This is a genomic window from Clostridium estertheticum subsp. estertheticum (assembly GCF_001877035.1).
GTDB lineage: Bacteria > Bacillota > Clostridia > Clostridiales > Clostridiaceae > Clostridium_AD > Clostridium_AD estertheticum.
In genome coordinates this window covers 2,854,232-2,873,175 of sequence record NZ_CP015756.1, presented here as the reverse complement: position 1 = coordinate 2,873,175, position 18,944 = coordinate 2,854,232, and the positions used below count along the sequence as shown (strand labels likewise).

The window sequence follows — 18,944 nt, the reverse complement described above, 5'->3', positions numbered from 1 at the left end:
TGGTTGCGTTTTAATTATAATATTATGATTAATTATGTTAATAATAGTATAAAATACTAATAAAAGGAGGGTGTTAGAATGAGAAATGATACCTTGTTGCAAAAGCTTAGAAAAATCGCTTTGCCAATAGTTGAAAAAAACAATTGTGAATTATATCATTTGGAGTATGTAAAAGAAGCTGGAGAAAATTATTTGAGAATTTATATAGATAGTTCAAGTGGAATATCTTTGGAAGACTGCGAAAAGACTAGCAGAGGCATAAGTGAAATATTAGACGTTGAAGATCCAATAACAGATAGTTACTGTTTAGAAGTATCCTCACCAGGAATTGAGAGGATTTTATATGATGATAATCATCTAAAAAAATACATAGGTCAGAATGTACTAGTTAATTTAAAGAGCCTATATGAGGGAACTAAAAAACTTGAGGGCGATTTAGTAGGATTTTCTGATGCACAAATAGAAATTCAATATGATGGGAATAATATAATTATTCCAAAAGAAAATATTTCCATCGTAAGTTTAAAACCAGTGCTGTAAGGAGGAAGTTGTTAAAATGAATCAAGAATTTATTGAAGCATTGAGAGAAATTGTAGACCAAAAGGGAATTAGTGAGGATTTACTTTTTGAAACTATAGAAGATGCGTTAGTTGCAGCATATAAGAAAAATTTTGCTACACTATCAAATAATAGTCAAGATGTAAAGGTAACAATGAACAGAGAAACAGGAGAAATACATGTCTATGGTCAAAAGACAGTTGTAGAAGAAGTTGTTGAGGAAGCTAGTGAAATATCCTTAGAAGAAGCTAAAGAGTACAGCCATAAATATCAAATAGATGATATTGTTGATATTGAAGTTACTCCAAGAAAATTTGGAAGAATAGCTGCGCAAGCTGCAAAGCAAGTAGTTATTCAAAGAATTAAAGAGGCAGAAAGAAATATAATATACAATGAATTTATAACCAAAGAGTTTGATATTATTACAGGAAGTGTTATAAGAAAAGACAGAGGCAATGTATTCATAGATTTAGGTAAAATTGAGGCTGTACTCGGAGCTAATGAACAAATGCCAGGTGAAGAATATAATTTTAATGAAAAATTAAAATTGTACATTGTTGAAGTTAAAAACACTACTAAAGGTGCTCAAGTTGGAGTGTCAAGAACTCATCCAGGTCTTGTAAAAAGATTATTTGAATTAGAAGTACCAGAAGTCTTTGGCGGAGTTGTCGAGATTAAGAGTATTTCGAGAGAAGCTGGCTCAAGAACTAAAATTGCAGTATACTCAAATGATGAAAATGTTGATGCTATGGGAGCTTGCGTAGGACCTAAGGGTGTTCGCGTTCAAAGCATAGTTAATGAATTAAGAAATGAGAAAATTGACATTATTAAATGGAGCAAGAAAGCTGAAGAATATATTTCAAATGCTTTAAGTCCTGCAAAGGTATTAAATGTAGTAGTTGAGGAAGTTTCTAAATCTGCAAAGGTCATAGTGGAAGATAATCAATTATCTTTAGCTATTGGAAAAGAAGGCCAAAATGTTAGATTAGCAGCAAGATTAACTGGTTGGAAAATAGATATAAAAAGTAGAACACAAGCTCAATACAACATGGATATAAATGAAATAGATGTAAATGAAGTAGTTAAAAGTGAAGCAGATGAAAGTGAAGTAATTGATAATCAAGTAGTTAAAGATCAATCAACGCAAGAGCAAGTAATTGAAACCATTACACAGGAGTAGGTGATAGTTTTATGAAAGTTAAAAAAATACCTCAGCGCATGTGTACAGGGTGTATGGAAATGAAACCTAAGAAAGAACTACTGCGCATAGTCCATAGTAAAGAAGGCGAAATCTCTATAGATTTAATAGGGAAAAAACCAGGTAGAGGTGCATATGTTTGCATGAACATAGAATGTTTTGAAAAATCTTATAAGACAAAAAGGTTAGAGCGAAATTTAGGTGGCAAAATAAGCGAAGAAATTTATGCAAAGCTAAAGGATGAGATAAATCATGAATAATAAATTTTTTCAATTTTTGGGTTTAACTAAAAAAGCAGGTAAACTTATTGAAGGTTACAATCAGTGTGAAGATGCACTATCACATGGTAGAGGAACCCTTATAATTTTATCTGAGGAAAGCGCTGTAAATACTAAAGATAAGTTTAAAAGATTATCTATTAAAAATGTTATACCACTTATTGAAGGTGTTTCAAATGAAACTTTAGGTAAATGTTTAGGTAGACCAGAAATTAATGTTTTATGCGTAAACGATAAAAAAATGACGAATAAGCTATTAAGCTTATGGAATGAAAACATTGAATAAATTAAATTTCGGGGGTGAATGATTTGGCAAAAGTCAGAATATATGAATTAGCTAAAGAATTAGAAGTGTCAAGTAAAGAATTAATTAATGTACTATTCGAAGAGTTTAGTATAAAGGCCAAAAATCATATGAGTGTGATTGAGGAAGAGGATGCTGAATTAATTAAGGAACTTTATAGTGACGAAAATTCAGGACTTAAGGATAATAAAAATGAAACAGTAGAACACTATGAAAACTTAGCTAATGAAGATGCTAATAAAGTTGTCATAAGAAAAAGAGGCAGAAAAGGTCGTGATGAATTAGGAAGTGGCAACAATGCTGTTGAACCAATCGATGACGAAGTTGTAGTAATCGAAAGTACTATTACAGTTAAAGATTTGGCTGATACATTAAAAAGACCTTATGTTGAAGTAATAAAACAACTTATTTTCATAGGTGTTATGGCTGGAATGAATCAAGAAATAGATTTTGCAACAGCTGAAAAAGTAATAGAAAAATATGGTGCACTTGCTGTACTAAAAGACCTTGAAGAAGGAAAAATTGCTGATGATGAAGATATTGAGGAAAATGACGCTGAATTAGGTACTGATAAAAAACCAGCAGTTGTTACAGTTATGGGTCATGTTGATCACGGTAAGACATCATTACTTGATTGTATTAGAAAATCTAAGGTTACAGAAACAGAAGCTGGCGGAATAACACAACATATAGGTGCATATACTGTTAATATTAATGGAGAAAAAATAACATTTTTAGACACACCTGGTCATGAAGCTTTTACAGCAATGAGGGCGCGTGGTGCTCAAATAACAGATATAGTTATTTTAGTAGTTGCGGCTGATGATGGTATTATGCCACAAACTGAAGAAGCTATAAATCACTGTAAGGCTGCAGGTGTTCCAATGATAGTAGCTATAAACAAGATAGATAGACCAGGAGCTAATATAGATAAAGTTAAACAAGAACTAACAGAACATGGACTTGTAGCAGAAGATTGGGGTGGAGACACAATTTGTGTTCCAGTATCAGCGCATACTAAAGAAGGTATTGATACTTTACTTGAAATGATACTAATTACTGCAGAAATGTTAGAACTTAAGGCAAATACTAAAAGACACGCAAAAGGAACTGTAATAGAAGGAAAACTTGATAAAGGTCGCGGACCACTTGCTACATTACTTGTACAAAATGGTACACTTCACACTGGTGATTCTATAATAGTTGGATCAACTTACGGAAGAATAAGAGCAATGTTTGATGATAAGGGTAAAAAAATAAAGACAGCAGGCCCATCTATACCAGTAGAAATACTTGGATTATCTGATGTACCATCAGCTGGAGATAGATTTAATGTAATTAAAGATGAGAAAACTGCAAGAAACATGGCTGAGGCTAGAAAAACAAATTTAAGGGAAGAACATTTTCAAGCTAGTAATAGAGTTTCTATGGAAAACTTATATAACCAAATACAAGAAGGATCTGTTAAAGAACTTGGCGTAATTGTTAAAGCAGACGTTCAGGGATCTGTAGAAGCTGTAAGACAATCACTTGAAAAATTATCCACTGATAATGTTAAAGTAAGAGTTATACATTCTGGAGTTGGAGCTATAACAGAAACTGATGTTGTACTTGCGGCTGCATCAAATGCAATAATTATAGGGTTTAATGTAAGACCTGATAATAATGCTGCAATAGTTGGAGAAAAAGAAAAAGTAGAAATTAAAACATATAGAATAATTTATGATGCTCTTGATGATATAAAATTAGCAATGCTTGGAATGCTCGATCCTGTATATAAAGAAGTTGTTTTAGGAAGAGTAGAAATAAGACAAATATATAAAGTTTCAAATGTAGGTACAATAGCAGGATCTTATGTATTGACTGGTAAAATTACTAGAAATAGTAGCGTGAGAGTTCTTAGAAATGGAATAGTTATAACTGAATCAACTTTAGCTTCATTAAAGAGATTTAAAGATGATGCAAAAGAAGTTGCTGCTGGATTTGAATGTGGATTAAGTGTAGAGAAATTCAATGACCTTAAAGAAGGAGATATCATTGAAGCATTCATAATGGAAGAAATAAAACCAAAACTAGTATAAGATAAGGAGTAGTGGGTTGTATGGTTAGTTATAGAAATGGTAGAATAAATGAAGAAATTAAAAAAGATGTAAGCAATACAATTCAAAACAAAATAAAAGATCCAAGATTAAGTGCTATGGTTAGTGTAACAAAAGTAGATACAACAAAAGACTTAAGTTATACAAAGATCTATGTTAGTATATTTGGAAGTGAAATTGAAAAGAAAGAAACAATTCAAGCACTTAAAAGTTCAGCTGGTCTTATAAGAAAAGAAATAGGAATGCATGTTAAGTTAAGACATGTTCCTCAGGTTATTATAGAGCTAGATGAAACAATAGAACGTGCAATACATTTAGAAAATATTTTTCATCAAATAAAGGCAAAAGATAAAGATGAACATGAGAAAAAGATTGAAGAAGAAACAAAGATTGAGGATGAAATAAAAAGTGAAGACTAATAATATTAACGATATCATTAACAAGATGAAAATAGTGTTAAAGTAAGTTTTGATAATGATAAAGTTAAATTAATGGAAATTTTAGAAAAAGAGTTGATGAAATGAATGGTATATTAAATGTATTTAAACCTACAGGAATTACTTCTTTTGATGTAGTGCGTTTAATAAGAAAAATCAGTAAAGTGAAAAAAGTAGGCCACGCTGGCACTCTAGACCCTGAAGCTAGCGGGGTTTTACCTGTTTGTATAGGAAAAGCAACAAAGGCTATAGATTATATAATGGGAGACTTTAAAATTTATGAAACTGAATTAAAATTGGGCGTTATTACAGATACTTATGATAGAGAGGGGAAAATTCTAAAAGAAAGTGAAGTTAATTCAGGCGTAGATGAAATTACGCTAGCTATTAAATCATTTATAGGAGAAATAAAGCAAGTCCCACCTATGTACTCAGCTCTAAAGGTTAACGGAAAAAAACTTTATGAGTTAGCGAGAGCTGGAATAGAAATAGAGAGAGAAGCAAGACCTATAACAATTTATGACATAAATATTACGGACATTAAATTACCTTATATAAAATTCACGGTAAAATGTTCTAAAGGTACATACATTAGAAGTCTGTGTTATGATATTGGGGAAAAATTGAAATGCGGTGGCATGATGTGGAATCTACAAAGAACTGCTACAGGTCAATTTCATATTGATAATGCTATAAATATTAATGAATTAAATGAAGAAAATATAAATAAATATATTATGCCTATAGAAACTATTTTTAGTGCGAATGCTAGGATTACCATAGAAGATAGATTTATTAAGTTCTTATTAAATGGTGTTATAGTAAAGGATAAGGCACTAATTTGTAAGTTTGAATCTGGCATTATGTATAGTATATATAATAATGATAATGATTTTATTGGAATTGCGGATAAAAGTGATGATGGTGTTAGACTAATAAAATCATTTATATAGGAGTATATTAAAATGTTAATTATAGAAGATAATTTTAAAACTAATCTTAAATATCAAACGTTTATTGCACTCGGAAGTTTTGATGGACTACATTTGGGACATATGCACCTTATAAATAAAACAGTGGAATTATCAAAAGCAAATAATGCTAAAAGTATGATCTGTACTTTTAAAAATCATCCATTGTCTGTTATAAATAAAGAAATTTGCCCAAAGCTTATAATGGATAATGATACTAAAGTAAAATTACTGGAAGACACAGGTATAGATATAGTTAATTTAGCTAATTTTGATAAAGATTTTATGAAGATAACTCCTGAAGAATTTATAAGGAATATGGTTAAGTGCTATAATGTTAAGGGAATAATTGTTGGTTTTAATTATAGATTTGGTTATAAGAATTTAGGCGATGTAGAAATGCTTAAGGCATATAGCACAATACTTGGATATGAGCTATATGTTTGTGATGCAATTAGTGTGAATGATGAAATTGTAAGCAGTTCAAAAATTCGTCATCTAATTGCTGAGGGTAATATTGTTAAAGCAAATGAACTTTTAGGACGTCCACATACTATTATTGGAAAAGTGATTACCGGCAAACAACTTGGTAGAACTATTGGTTTTCCAACTGTAAATTTAAATTATAATAAGGAATATATTCTTCCAAAGGGAGGGGTATATTATACTGTAATTGAATATGATAATTGTCTTTATAAAGCTATAACCAATATAGGATACAATCCTACTGTTGAAGGTGGTAAATTATCAGTAGAAACACATATTTTAGGCTTTGACAAGCAAATTTACGGTGAGATAGTTAAAATAAACTTTATAAACAGAATAAGAGATGAAGTTAAATTTAATACTGTAGAGGAACTAAAGCAGCAGCTTGTAAAGGATAAGGAGTATGCTTATAATCAGAAAATAGAATAATAAACGTAAAGATGTAAAAATTAATTTACAATTTAATCTTAGTTTGTTATAATTGATTTGAACCTTATGCTAAGTTAGCCGAATCACCAACGGTCTACTTGGAATATGGGGATTTTATTCGGAGGTGTTGTAAAATGACAAAGACTACAAAACAAGAAATAATGGTAAAACATGCAAGACATGAAGGAGATACAGGTTCTCCAGAAGTACAAATTGCACTTTTAACTGAAAGAATTACAGAGTTAAATGAGCATTTAAAAGTTCATAAAAAGGATAACCATTCAAGAAGAGGTCTATTAATGATGGTTGGTCAAAGAAAAGGTATGTTAGGTTACTTAAAGAACAAAGATATTGAAAGATATCGTGCAATTCTAGCAGAACTCGGACTAAGAAAATAATTCAGAGCGGCTTAGCCGCTCTATTATTTTAGGTTAGGGCAAAATATATACGATTAGCTACCAATGTTTATACAAATATTGGTAATTTGAATTGAGGGGAGGCAAATATATGATTCATACTATAGAAACGATTGTAGCAGGTAGAAAGCTTAAAGTTGAATATGGTAAGGTTGGAATGTTATCAGACTGTGCAATTTTTATGAGTTATGGTGAGACAGTAGTTTTAGTTAATACAAATGCTTCAGAAAAACCTAGGGACGGTATCGACTTCTTTCCATTAAGTGTAGAATATGAAGAAAAACTTTATGCTGTTGGTAAAATTCCTGGTGGCTTCATAAAAAGAGAAGCAAGACCATCAGAAAGAGCAATTTTAACTGCAAGAGGTATAGATAGGCCTCTAAGACCGCTATTTCCTAAAGGTTATAAAAATGATGTTCAAATTGTTTGTACAGTACTATCAGTTGAACAAGATAATTCACCTGAAATACTTGCTATGAATGGAGCATCACTTGCATTATGTATATCAAGTATACCTTTTACTGATGCTGTAGCAACAGTTTCAGTTGGTTTAGTAGATGGTAAATTCATATTAAGCCCAACAGCAGACGAGAGAAAAGTAAGTGTTATGAAGCTTACAGTTTGTGCTACAAAAGACAATGTAACAATGATAGAAGCTAGTGGAGACGAAATAGCTGAAGATGTAATGATAGCTGCAATCGACTTTGCTTTTGAAGCATGTAAAAAAATAGTAGCTTTCCAAGAAGAAGCTGTAGCTAAATTTGGAAAGAAAAAAAACATTCCTGAGTTTAAAAAAATAGATGAAACTCTCGAAAGTGAAGTTAGAAAGTTCTCATTTGATATGGTGAAGACAGCAATGTACATAATGGATAAAGATGAGAGAAATGTAATGGTTGATCAAATTAAAGCAAAAATAAGCGCTGAATTTGATGAAAAATATGCTGATAAAAAATCAGATATAGGTGAAATTTTCTATAATATTCAAAAAGAAATAGTTAGAAATATGATGTTAAATGAAAATAGAAGACCTGATGGAAGAGCTTTTGATGAAGTTAGACCAATAAGTTGTGAGGTAGGAATACTTCCAAGAACTCATGGAACAGGTCTTTTTACAAGAGGACTTACTCAAGTTATGGGAGTTGCGACACTTGGAGCATTAAAAGAAGCACAAATACTAGACGGAATAAGTGATGAGGATACTAAAAGATATATGCATCATTATAATTTTCCAGCTTATAGCGTAGGAGAAACTAAACCAATGCGTGGACCTGGAAGACGAGAAATCGGACATGGAGCACTAGCTGAAAAAGCAGTAGAACCACTTTTACCATCTGTAGAAGAATTTCCATATTCAATTCGTGTGGTATCAGAAGTATTAAGTTCTAATGGTTCAACATCTCAAGCAAGCGTAAGTGCAAGTATTTTGGCACTATTAGATGCTGGAGTTCCAATTAAGAGGCCGGCAGCTGGAATTGCAATGGGACTAATTACAAATGATGATTTATCTAAAGAAAAAGTTATAACTGATATTCAGGGTATAGAAGATTTCTTTGGCGATATGGACTTTAAAGTAGCTGGAACTGTTAATGGTATTACAGCTATACAAGTTGACACAAAACTTCATGGATTATCTAATTACTGCATTAAAACTGCAATTATAGATGCGAAAAAAGCTAGACTTCATATAATTGGAAAAATGAATGAATGTATAGCAGCTCCAAGAAGTGAAATGTCAAAGTATGCTCCTAGAATGTATGTACTAAATGTTGCACCTGACAAGATTAGGGATGTAATAGGTAAAGGTGGAGCAACTATAAAGAAAATTATAGCAGAAACTGGTGTTAAAATAGATACTAGTGATGATGGAAAAATTGTAATTATGTCTAACGATGGCGTGAGCGCAAATAGAGCAGTGGAAATAATTGAACAGTTAACTAAATCTGTTAAAGTTGGAGAAATATATTTAGGAAAAGTAACTAAGATTGCTGCTTTTGGAGCATTTGTTGAAATTTTACCTAATAAAGAAGGATTAGTTCATATTTCTAAACTTGATTTTGAGAGAGTTAATAAAGTAGAAGATATTGTATCAGTTGGCGATGAAATATTAGTAAAAGTAATGGAAATAGATAATCAGGGAAGAGTAAATCTTTCAAGAAGAGATGCTATGAAAGATAGCGAAAATGAAAAAAAAGAGAATGAAAAAAAATTGAATGAATAATAATAGAGGGGCTTAGGTGCCTTTTTATTTTTTTTAAATAAAAAACACTAATATGCACATAATAAATATAAAATCTCACTAAGGAGAGGCGCATATGTATAATTTGATTAAGTTAGATAATGGTTTAAGGATTGCAGTTGAAAATATTGAATATGTGAATTCTGTAAGTGTAGGCTTATGGGTGGAAAATGGCTCTAGAAATGAAAATACAGTTAACAGTGGAATATCACATTTCATTGAACATATGCTTTTTAAAGGAACGACAGCTAGAACTGCAAAACAAATTGCTGAAACCATTGAAGATGTCGGTGGTCAAATAAATGCATTTACAAGTAGGGAAGCTACATGCTTTTATATAAAAGCATTAGACACTCACCTTGATTTATCATTAGATATTATTTCGGATATGCTTTTTAACAGTACTTTTTGTGAAGAAGATATTGAAAAGGAAAAGGGTGTAATTGTCGAAGAAATAAATATGAGCGAGGATTCACCAGAAGATGTTTTAGCTGACCTGCATACAAAAGCAATTTGGGAATCAGACTCTATTTCGCTACCAATTTTAGGAACAATAGATACTGTAAATTCTTTTAATAGAAAAATGATAGTAGATTATATAGATTCGTATTATATACCAGAAAACTCAGTAATATCTATTTCTGGTAAATTTAATATGGAAAATATAGAGAAACTTGTTGAAAAATATTTTGGTAAGTGGCGCTATAAAAATAAACAGATTACTAAATATAGTAGCCCAAAAATATTTAATAACCATTATTTTAGAAAAAAAGATATTGAACAACTTCATATAAGTCTAGGAATTCCCGGTGTAGGTCTTGGAGAAGATGATATTTATACATTAATATTATTAAGCAATATACTTGGCGGTGGATCGTCTTCATTATTATTTCAAAAGGTTCGTGAAGATTTAGGGGTATGTTATTCGATTTATTGTTATATATCATCATTTAAAAATACAGGAGTTGTAAGCATTTATGCTGGGCTTAATCCAAAATATGCTCAAGTTGCTATTGATGTTATAAAAAAAGAAGTTAGTAACTTTGCGAAACTAGGAATCACTAATGAAAAATTAAGTAAAGCTAAGGAACAGTTAAAGGGTAGCTATATTTTAGGACTTGAAAGCACAAGTAGCAGAATGTTTAGCAATGGAAAATCAGCTCTGTTTATGGACAAAATAAATACGCCTGAAGAAATATTACAAAAAATAGATGAGATAGATATGATGAAAGTAAATGCTGTAATGGAAAAGACCTTCAAAATAGGTATAATAAATTCATCATATGTAGGAAGAGAAAATGAAATGCTTAAAAAAGTTTTTGATGGTAATGTTATTTCCGTGGACAAGTAAATTATTTAACAAAATATAAAAATAAGGTATATCTCCTTAATATAATCCATATTATTTTATGAGAAGTGTTAAGGAGATGTTTAAATGGAAGACAATGTAAAAATGTATAGTGAAATGGAAAGATATGAAATCATAAATATTAATGATGGTGATAAATATAGCAATTTAGGTAGTAATGATGTAGTTATTGATGAGAATGGCTTTTTAAAATTTTTAATTATAAACGATGGCAGTTCTAAGTTCAGCTTTTTTCGAAATAACGATATTATTGAAGTTCCTTGGGAATATGTTAAAAAAATAGGGTCTAGGACTATAATTATTGATGTTGATAATGAATTATTAAAAAAATCTCATGTTTAACGATATTTCAAAAATTGTTAATATTGCAGTTTAGATAAATGATTATTATAGGAGGTCAAAAATGAAGATATTAGTTCAAAAGTTTGGCGGTACATCTGTTTCAACTAAGGAAAAAAGAAAGCTTGTAGCAAGCAAAGTAATAAATGCAAAGGCTGAGGGATATTTACCAGTGGTAGTAGTATCTGCTATGGGAAGAAAAGGTGAGCCTTATGCTACTGATACACTGTTATCACAAATAGATGATGATTTTAAACTTGCAAATCCATTAGCAATAGATTTACTAATGAGTTGTGGTGAAATTATAAGCACTGTAATAATGTGCAATGAATTAAATAATAATAAAATTGGTACGCTACCTTTAACTGGAGGACAAGCAGGTATAATTACAGATAGTAGATATACAAATGCTGCGATACTTAATGTAGACACAAAAAGGATATTAAGTATTCTGAAAAGCGGAAAGGTTCCTGTAGTTGCAGGATTTCAAGGTATGGATGACAAGGGCTATGTTACGACCATTGGGAGAGGTGGAAGTGATGTTACAGCTGCACTACTTGGCGCAGCGCTTAACGCAGTAGAGGTCCAAATATACACTGATGTAGATGGAATAATGACAGCGGATCCAAGAATAGTTTCTGAGGCAACTTTAATAAAAAAGATAAGTTATGATGAAATATTTCAATTTGCGGATCAAGGAGCAAAGGTTATACACCCAAGAGCAGTGGAGATATGTAAAAAAAATAATATACCACTCGTAATAAAAAATACTATGAACGAGTGCGACGGAACTGTAATTTCAAATTTTGATAGTGAAGATGATAATAATATAATTACAGGAATTACACATATGAATAATAGGGTTCAAATAAAAGTAACTAAAAATTCTGGTTCTAGCTATGATGATCTTTTTGATATTCTAGCTGAAAATTTTATAAGTATAGATCTTATAAACGTTTTTCCTAAAGAGAAAATATTTACTATTGATGAAAAAGACTTTACTAAATTTACCGATTTAACAAAAGAACTTAATATATCTTATTCTTATGTTAGTGATTGTAGTAAACTTGCAATTATTGGTTCAAAAATGAGAGGTATACCTGGTGTTATGGCGAGAATACTTAAGGCGTTAACAAAACAAAAAATTGAAGTATTACAAACAGCAGATTCTCATATGACAATATGGTGTCTTGTAGAAACAAAAGATGCCCAAGAAGCTATTATCGCACTACATAGAGAATTTAAATTAGGTTAAAAAATGTATATAGTTTCTCTTAATGCACAAAATAAAGTGAATTAGGAGGAATGCAAATGTTAAAAACTCAAAAAAACAATGAAGATAAGAATAATGATCAGGTAGAAAGTATCAAAGAACTTGGAACGACTAATGTTGCAACTCAGGATGATAGGATTCAAGTTTTACCAATTATTGGGCAAATAGAAGGACATATGATGTTATCTCCTCAAACAAAGGCTACTAAGTATGAACATGTTATTCCAGAACTTATTGCTATGGAGAGAGATGAAAAAGTAAAAGGTATTCTTATAGTCCTAAATACTGTAGGAGGAGATGTGGAAGCGGGACTTGCAATAGCGGAGATGATTCGCAGCGTAAGTAAGCCAACAGTGTCACTTGTGGTCGGTGGAGGGCATTCAATAGGCATACCACTAGCAACAGCTGCTGAATATTCATTTATTTCTCCATCTGCAACTATGATAATTCACCCTATAAGAATGAATGGTTTAATCATAGGAGTACCTCAAACTTTTGAGTATTTTAATAAAATGCAAGAGAGAATCACAGAATTTATTATTAGAACCTCAAAGATTGACAAGGAAACGGTAAATAGACTAATGCTTCAAACTGATGAGCTTTTAAATGATATGGGTACTATACTCATAGGAAAACAAGCAGTGGATAATGGGCTAATAGATGAAGTTGGTGGAATAAGTGAAGCTTTATCAAAGTTAAATGAAATGATAGATAAAGTTTAAAAACAGATATAAATAGGTCTAAATGACCTATTTATATCTGTTTTTATTGACTGTTTATTATAACCACCAGATTCTAATGGTAATTCTTATAGAAGTAGTTTAAAATACATTTATAAATCTATTTAAAGATAAAGGTGATTTATAATGTTTGTAGAAATAATAAAGATAGAACTAATAAAAATTGAGGTGATACTTTGGCCAGAAAAAAGACTAAATCTAAAGGTTCTAAGATTGTAGATAGTGATAGTGAAATTTTTGGAATAGTATTAATAACAATAGGCATATTAATGTTATTAAGCATATTTTCAACTATATTTTCAAATTCTAATTCAATATCAGGTATGATTGGTAATTTTATTAATCATCTACTTTTTGCGACTTTGGGGTTAGGTGCATATCTTTCTCCGTTTTTGATATTATTTATAGGTTTTTGTGATATTGTTAAGAAAGGTAAGATAAATTTTAGTAAAAAGTTTTATGGGATAATGCTTACTATAATGAACACATTGCTATTTATACAAATGTTAACTTTAGATGAGTACTATGTTAAAGGAGATTTTTTGCTTGGAATAAATAAAATATATAAATCATCAAGTGTTTTACACGGTGGTATTATTAGTTATTCCATTGATGTACCAATGTACACATTATTTGGTGATGTTGGAAGTTGTATAATTTTTATTGCCATTTATGTAATTTGTTTAATTATAATATTAAACGTATCGTTAAATGATGTATTTATGTATTTTAAGGAAAGATTTATTACTAAAAGAGATACTAATAAAAATGATAGTAAGGAGCTATATATAGAAAACAATGATAGTCAAGAAGAGTTAGCGGTTTCAAGTGGAGGGAAAAACAAATTTATTAAAGATATTAGCAACAAAATTAAAATAATTGATTTTATAAAGTCAAATGATATTGAAGCGGAAGGCCAAGTACAAAATGAAGATGAAGCCCCTAATATTAATAAGAGTGATAATACAAGAGGCACAAAAGTAAAGCACATAGATAATTCTATAAAGCAAGAGCTTGAACAAGAAATTCAATTAAATAGTGTGCAAATAAAGCCAAACTATAAATATGAATATCCTACTTTGGAGTTATTAAATGAAAATATTACTTCTAAAATGAATAAAAATGATAAAAAAGAATTACTTAATAATGCGAATAAATTGCAAGAGACATTAAGTAGCTTTGGAGTTGAAGCAAAAGTTATTCAAGTTACCAAAGGACCTTCAGTGACAAGGTTCGAGCTTCAGCCAAATGCTGGGGTTAAGGTGAGCAAGATTGTGAATTTAGCAGATGATATTGCATTGAATTTAGCTTCGTCGGGTGTAAGAATTGAAGCACCAATACCCGGTAAGGCGGCTGTAGGAATTGAAGTGCCAAATAAAGAGTTAAGTGCAGTGTACTTAAGAGAAGTAATAGAGTCTAATGAATTTTTAGAAACAAACAAAAATTTGTCTTTTAGTTTAGGAAAAGACATAGGTGGTAATTGTGTTGTTTCGGACTTAACAAAAATGCCACATTTATTAGTAGCTGGGGCTACGGGCTCCGGAAAGAGTGTTTGCATAAATTCATTAATAATAAGTTTACTTTATAAATATTCACCAGAGGAGGTTAAGTTATTGCTAATTGACCCCAAGGTTGTTGAATTAAATATTTATAATGGAATACCTCATTTATTAATACCAGTTGTAACAGATCCAAAAAAATCAGCAGGTGCTTTAAATTGGGCTGTTAATGAAATGACAAGAAGATATAAGAGTTTTGCAGAAAATAATGTGCGAAGTATTGAGGGATATAATGAATTGGTTAATAAAGGCATTCTTGAAGAAAAATTACCATGGATTGTCATAATAATTGATGAGTTAGCGGACTTAATGACGGTTTGTGCAAATGATGTAGAAGAGTATATTGGTAGGCTCGCACAAATGGCAAGAGCGGCAGGAATGCATTTAGTAATTGCTACGCAAAGGCCTTCGGTGGATGTTATTACAGGCGTGATAAAGGCTAATATACCTTCAAGAATATCATTTGCGGTTTCAAGTCAAATAGATTCAAGAACAATTTTAGATTCCGCTGGTGCAGAAAAATTACTTGGTAAAGGAGATATGCTTTTTTATCCGTCTGGAGAGGCTAAACCAATTAGAATACAAGGAGCTTTTGTATCAGAAGAAGAAGTTGAACGAGTTGTTAATTTTATAAAGGACCAGAAGACAGAGGTGAATTATGAAAAAGAAATAATAGATGAAATAGAAAGTAGTTCGGTAAAGAAAGATGATAATGAAGGCATTGATGAATTGTTAAATGAAGCAATTAGAATAGTTGTTGAAAATGGTCAAGCATCAACTTCCTTATTGCAACGTAAGCTAAAAATAGGTTATAATAGAGCAGCGAGAATTATAGAACAAATGGAGGAACGTAGGATTATATCTGGTAGAAATGGAAGTAAACCTAGGGAAATATTGGTAAGCAATGCTGAGCTTAAAAGTTAATAAAACAAATTTTTGTAAGAATAATTGTAAATACCCTTGTTTAATTTGTAAATCACATTTACAATAATTTATGTATACAAATATAGAATGATAATAGATAATAGTTATTATCTGTTTTAAGAACTAAACAACGAGGAAAAAGTTAATAAATGGGATTTACCGCAGAGACAAACAAGGAGGCTGACTTATGGAAAAATTGAAAGTTGGAGTTATAAATTTAGGTTGTGATAAAAATAGAATTGATAGTGAGATTATAATAGGTAGTTTAAGTGAAAGATATAATATGACAAATGATCCTAAACTAGCAGATATAATTTTAGTAAATACATGTGGATTCATAGAATCTTCAAAACAAGAGTCAATAGACACTATTCTAGAAATGTCTGAATATAAGGAAAAGTATAAGTGCACAGTACTAATTGCAACGGGGTGCTTAACTCAACGTTATGGATCAGAGCTGCTTGAACTTATGCCAGAACTTGATATTATGCTCGGAGTTAACGATTATAACAAGTTATTAAGTAGTATAGAAGAGGTGCTTTTAAAAAAAATTAAAGTACAATATTGTAGTTATAGTGATGAAAACATAAATGAAGGACAAAGAGTATTAACTACAGAAACCTATTCTGCTTATGTTAGAATTTCAGAAGGGTGTGATAATGCTTGTACATATTGCGCAATACCAAATATTAGAGGAAAATATAGAAGTAGAAAGATGGAAAATATAATACAAGAGGTAAAGGGATTAAGTGAACGTGGATGTAAAGAAATTATATTGGTAGCTCAAGATACAACCAGATATGGAATTGACCTTTATGGTAAAAAGAACTTACACACACTGATCAGCAAAATTTCTGAAATAAGCACAATTGAATGGATTAGAGTACTTTATTGTTATGCAGAAGAAATGACAGATGAAATAATTGATGAAATAGCTTTAAATGATAAAGTTTGCAAATATGTAGATATACCAATCCAACATATAAGTGATGATATTCTTAAATTAATGAAAAGAAAAGGCCGAAAAAATATTATAACAGAAAATATAAATAAGATGAGAAAAAATATTAAGGGATTAGTACTTAGAACTACTCTAATTGTAGGATTTCCAGGAGAAACTCAGGAAAATTTTGATGAGTTAAAACAATTTATTAAAGAAACCAAGTTTGATAAACTAGGGGTTTTTCAGTACTCTAAGGAAGAGGGAACTGAAGCCTGCGAAATGGAAAATCAAATTTCAGAGGAAATAAAAGTTAAGCGTGAAGAGGAATTAATGATTATGCAACAAAGTATATCAAAAGAAATTAATAATAAAAAAATAGGAATGATTTATAAAGTTTTGGTAGAAGGTTTTAATGGTGAAACTTATTATGGTAGAAATTATGAAATGGCACCAGAAGTAGATGGTAATATTTTCTTCGAATCTGATAAAAATTATGATAAGGGAGAATTTGTTAAAGTGAAAGTTACTAAAGCTTTAGAATATGATTTAATAGGAGTTGTGTGCTATGAATCTTGCAAATAGACTTACAATGATACGAATTTTTTTAGTACCTATATTTTTACTTTTTATAGCAGCTAAAGGTATACCTTATGGAAGAGAACTTGCTACAATTATTTTTATCTTAGCTTCTCTTACTGATAAATTGGATGGTTATATAGCAAGAAGTAGAAATCAAATAACTAATTTCGGAAAATTTATGGACCCACTAGCCGATAAATTATTAGTAACTGCGGCGCTTGTATCATTAGTAGAACTTCATATAGTGTATGGGTGGGTAGCTATGATTATAATTGCTAGAGAATTTGCAGTTTCAGGTCTTAGAACAATAGCTGCGTCAGAGGGAAAAGTGATTGCAGCTAGTAAGTGGGGAAAACTAAAAACCGTTATTCAAATAGTAGCTATAATAACAGCTCTGATAAATTTATCTTATGTGAATAATACATTAAATATATTTACTGATGTTTTCATGGGTGCGGCAGTAATTATTACAATAATATCAGGTGTCGATTATTTTGTAAAAAATAAAGGCACAATTAGAGTTGATAAGTGATTAAATTATTAAAGACTGTTAATAATAAAAATATGCACTTACTATAGTGTTACAAAATTGGAAATATTATATTACAATGCATGTTGACCATGTGAAATAAATAGTGTATACTTACAATGGAACAGACGTTCGTTAATGAAGGATGGTGAGCCCGAAGGGGAAATTTATGAATAATGAAAAATTAAAAGCATTAGAAATTGCTATGGGTCAAATAGAAAAACAATTTGGAAAAGGTTCTGTAATGAAACTCGGAGCAAATAGTAAGTTAAATGTAGAGGCCATTTCTACCGGCTGTTTAGGACTTGATATAGGACTTGGTATAGGTGGAGTACCTAGAGGAAGAATGATTGAAGTTTTTGGACCAGAATCTTCAGGTAAAACTACAGTTGCACTCCATATAGTTGCAGAAGCTCAAAAAAATGGTGGAACAGCTGCATTTATAGATGCAGAGAATGCATTAGATCCTGAATATGCTAAGGCTCTAGGAATAGATATAGAAAATTTAATAGTCTCACAACCGGATACTGGTGAACAGGCTTTAGAGATTACAGAGGCGCTAGTACGTTCTGGAGCTATTGATGTAATTGTTGTGGATTCAGTAGCAGCATTAGTACCTAAAGCTGAAATTGAAGGCGAGATGGGAGACTCTCATATAGGACTCCAAGCAAGACTTATGTCTCAAGCTTTAAGAAAACTTGCAGGGTCCATAAATAAGTCTCAATGTGTTCTTGTATTCATAAATCAATTAAGAGAAAAAGTTGGAGTAATGTTTGGTAGCCCAGAAGTAACTCCTGGTGGTCGGGCACTTAAATTTTATGCATCTGTTAGAATAGATATTAGAAAAATAGATACAATTAAACAAGGTGACGAATTTATGGGTAATAGAACAAGAATAAAAATTGTTAAGAACAAAGTAGCTCCTCCATTTAAGAAAGTTGAATTCGATATTATGTATGGTCACGGCATATCTCGTGAGGGTGATGTCCTAGATATAGGTGTTACAGAAGAAATTGTACAAAAAAGCGGGGCATGGTTTTCCTATGGAGATATACGTCTTGGACAAGGAAGAGAAAATTCAAAACAATATTTCGCCGAGAATCCCCTTGTTATGCTAGAAATAGAAAACAAAATAAGAGCAAAACACGATTTGCCATTATACAATAATCCAGAAATTAATAAAAAAGAAGTAACTAAAAAGGAAGCTAGTAAGAAGGAAGCATAAAGCAAGTTTATACTTGCTTTTTTCTTTAATTAATTATTAATTGTTTGTTTAT

Annotated in this window: 18 protein-coding genes; all 18 read left to right on the top strand. The window is 30.9% G+C overall.

Annotated features, from left to right (window positions below; genetic code table 11):
- Positions 1-78: 78 nt before the first annotated feature.
- The 18 genes from rimP to recA all read left to right on the top strand — a co-directional run bounded on the left by rimP (position 79) and on the right by recA (position 18,892).
- Positions 79-540: a ribosome maturation factor RimP gene (gene rimP / locus A7L45_RS13185; RefSeq protein WP_071613210.1), complete on the top strand. Its 462-nt coding sequence runs from the start codon at positions 79-81 to the stop codon at positions 538-540.
- 16 nt (positions 541-556) lie between these two features.
- Entirely contained in the window at positions 557-1,738 is a 1,182-nt protein-coding gene (gene nusA, locus A7L45_RS13180) for a transcription termination factor NusA (protein ID WP_076605253.1), read from the top strand.
- A gap of 11 nt (positions 1,739-1,749) precedes the next feature.
- On the top strand, positions 1,750-2,016 hold the full coding sequence (rnpM, locus tag A7L45_RS13175) for an RNase P modulator RnpM (RefSeq protein ID WP_071613209.1): 267 nt from the start codon (positions 1,750-1,752) through the stop codon (positions 2,014-2,016).
- Positions 2,006-2,320 (top strand): ribosomal L7Ae/L30e/S12e/Gadd45 family protein, encoded by a 315-nt coding sequence (locus A7L45_RS13170; protein ID WP_187350212.1) that lies wholly within the window; start codon positions 2,006-2,008, stop codon positions 2,318-2,320. The genes rnpM and A7L45_RS13170 overlap by 11 nt, the downstream gene beginning before the upstream one ends.
- A 23-nt stretch (positions 2,321-2,343) precedes the next feature.
- Entirely contained in the window at positions 2,344-4,419 is a 2,076-nt protein-coding gene (infB, locus tag A7L45_RS13165) for a translation initiation factor IF-2 (RefSeq protein ID WP_071613207.1), read from the top strand.
- Positions 4,420-4,439: 20 nt separating this feature from the next.
- Entirely contained in the window at positions 4,440-4,856 is a 417-nt protein-coding gene (gene rbfA, locus A7L45_RS13160; RefSeq protein ID WP_071613206.1) for a 30S ribosome-binding factor RbfA, read from the top strand.
- A gap of 101 nt (positions 4,857-4,957) precedes the next feature.
- Entirely contained in the window at positions 4,958-5,827 is an 870-nt protein-coding gene (gene truB / locus A7L45_RS13155; RefSeq protein WP_071613205.1) for a tRNA pseudouridine(55) synthase TruB, read from the top strand.
- A 12-nt stretch (positions 5,828-5,839) separates the two neighbouring features.
- Complete coding sequence (locus tag A7L45_RS13150; protein ID WP_071613204.1) at positions 5,840-6,760, top strand: bifunctional riboflavin kinase/FAD synthetase; 921 nt, start codon at positions 5,840-5,842, stop codon at positions 6,758-6,760.
- A 134-nt stretch (positions 6,761-6,894) separates the two neighbouring features.
- A complete protein-coding gene (rpsO, locus tag A7L45_RS13145) occupies positions 6,895-7,158 on the top strand; it encodes a 30S ribosomal protein S15 (RefSeq protein ID WP_071613203.1) in 264 nt (87 codons plus the stop codon).
- Positions 7,159-7,267: 109 nt separating this feature from the next.
- Positions 7,268-9,394, top strand: coding sequence for a polyribonucleotide nucleotidyltransferase (locus tag A7L45_RS13140; RefSeq protein ID WP_071613202.1), 2,127 nt, complete (start codon positions 7,268-7,270; stop codon positions 9,392-9,394).
- Between the two features lie 94 nt (positions 9,395-9,488).
- A complete protein-coding gene (locus A7L45_RS13135) occupies positions 9,489-10,763 on the top strand; it encodes a M16 family metallopeptidase (RefSeq protein ID WP_071613201.1) in 1,275 nt (424 codons plus the stop codon).
- 84 nt (positions 10,764-10,847) lie between these two features.
- Complete coding sequence (locus A7L45_RS13130) at positions 10,848-11,123, top strand: YlmC/YmxH family sporulation protein (RefSeq protein WP_071613200.1); 276 nt, start codon at positions 10,848-10,850, stop codon at positions 11,121-11,123.
- Positions 11,124-11,184: 61 nt separating this feature from the next.
- Positions 11,185-12,375: an aspartate kinase gene (gene dapG, locus A7L45_RS13125; protein WP_071613199.1), complete on the top strand. Its 1,191-nt coding sequence runs from the start codon at positions 11,185-11,187 to the stop codon at positions 12,373-12,375.
- Between the two features lie 56 nt (positions 12,376-12,431).
- Positions 12,432-13,115, top strand: coding sequence for a ClpP family protease (locus A7L45_RS13120; RefSeq protein ID WP_071613198.1), 684 nt, complete (start codon positions 12,432-12,434; stop codon positions 13,113-13,115).
- A gap of 194 nt (positions 13,116-13,309) precedes the next feature.
- Positions 13,310-15,616, top strand: coding sequence for an FtsK/SpoIIIE family DNA translocase (locus A7L45_RS13115; RefSeq protein ID WP_071613197.1), 2,307 nt, complete (start codon positions 13,310-13,312; stop codon positions 15,614-15,616).
- 187 nt (positions 15,617-15,803) lie between these two features.
- Positions 15,804-17,141: a 30S ribosomal protein S12 methylthiotransferase RimO gene (gene rimO / locus A7L45_RS13110; RefSeq protein ID WP_071613196.1), complete on the top strand. Its 1,338-nt coding sequence runs from the start codon at positions 15,804-15,806 to the stop codon at positions 17,139-17,141.
- Complete coding sequence (gene pgsA / locus A7L45_RS13105; protein ID WP_071613195.1) at positions 17,125-17,670, top strand: CDP-diacylglycerol--glycerol-3-phosphate 3-phosphatidyltransferase; 546 nt, start codon at positions 17,125-17,127, stop codon at positions 17,668-17,670. The genes rimO and pgsA overlap by 17 nt, the downstream gene beginning before the upstream one ends.
- 166 nt (positions 17,671-17,836) lie before the next feature.
- Positions 17,837-18,892 (top strand): recombinase RecA, encoded by a 1,056-nt coding sequence (recA, locus tag A7L45_RS13100; protein ID WP_071613194.1) that lies wholly within the window; start codon positions 17,837-17,839, stop codon positions 18,890-18,892.
- Positions 18,893-18,944 lie beyond the last annotated feature (52 nt).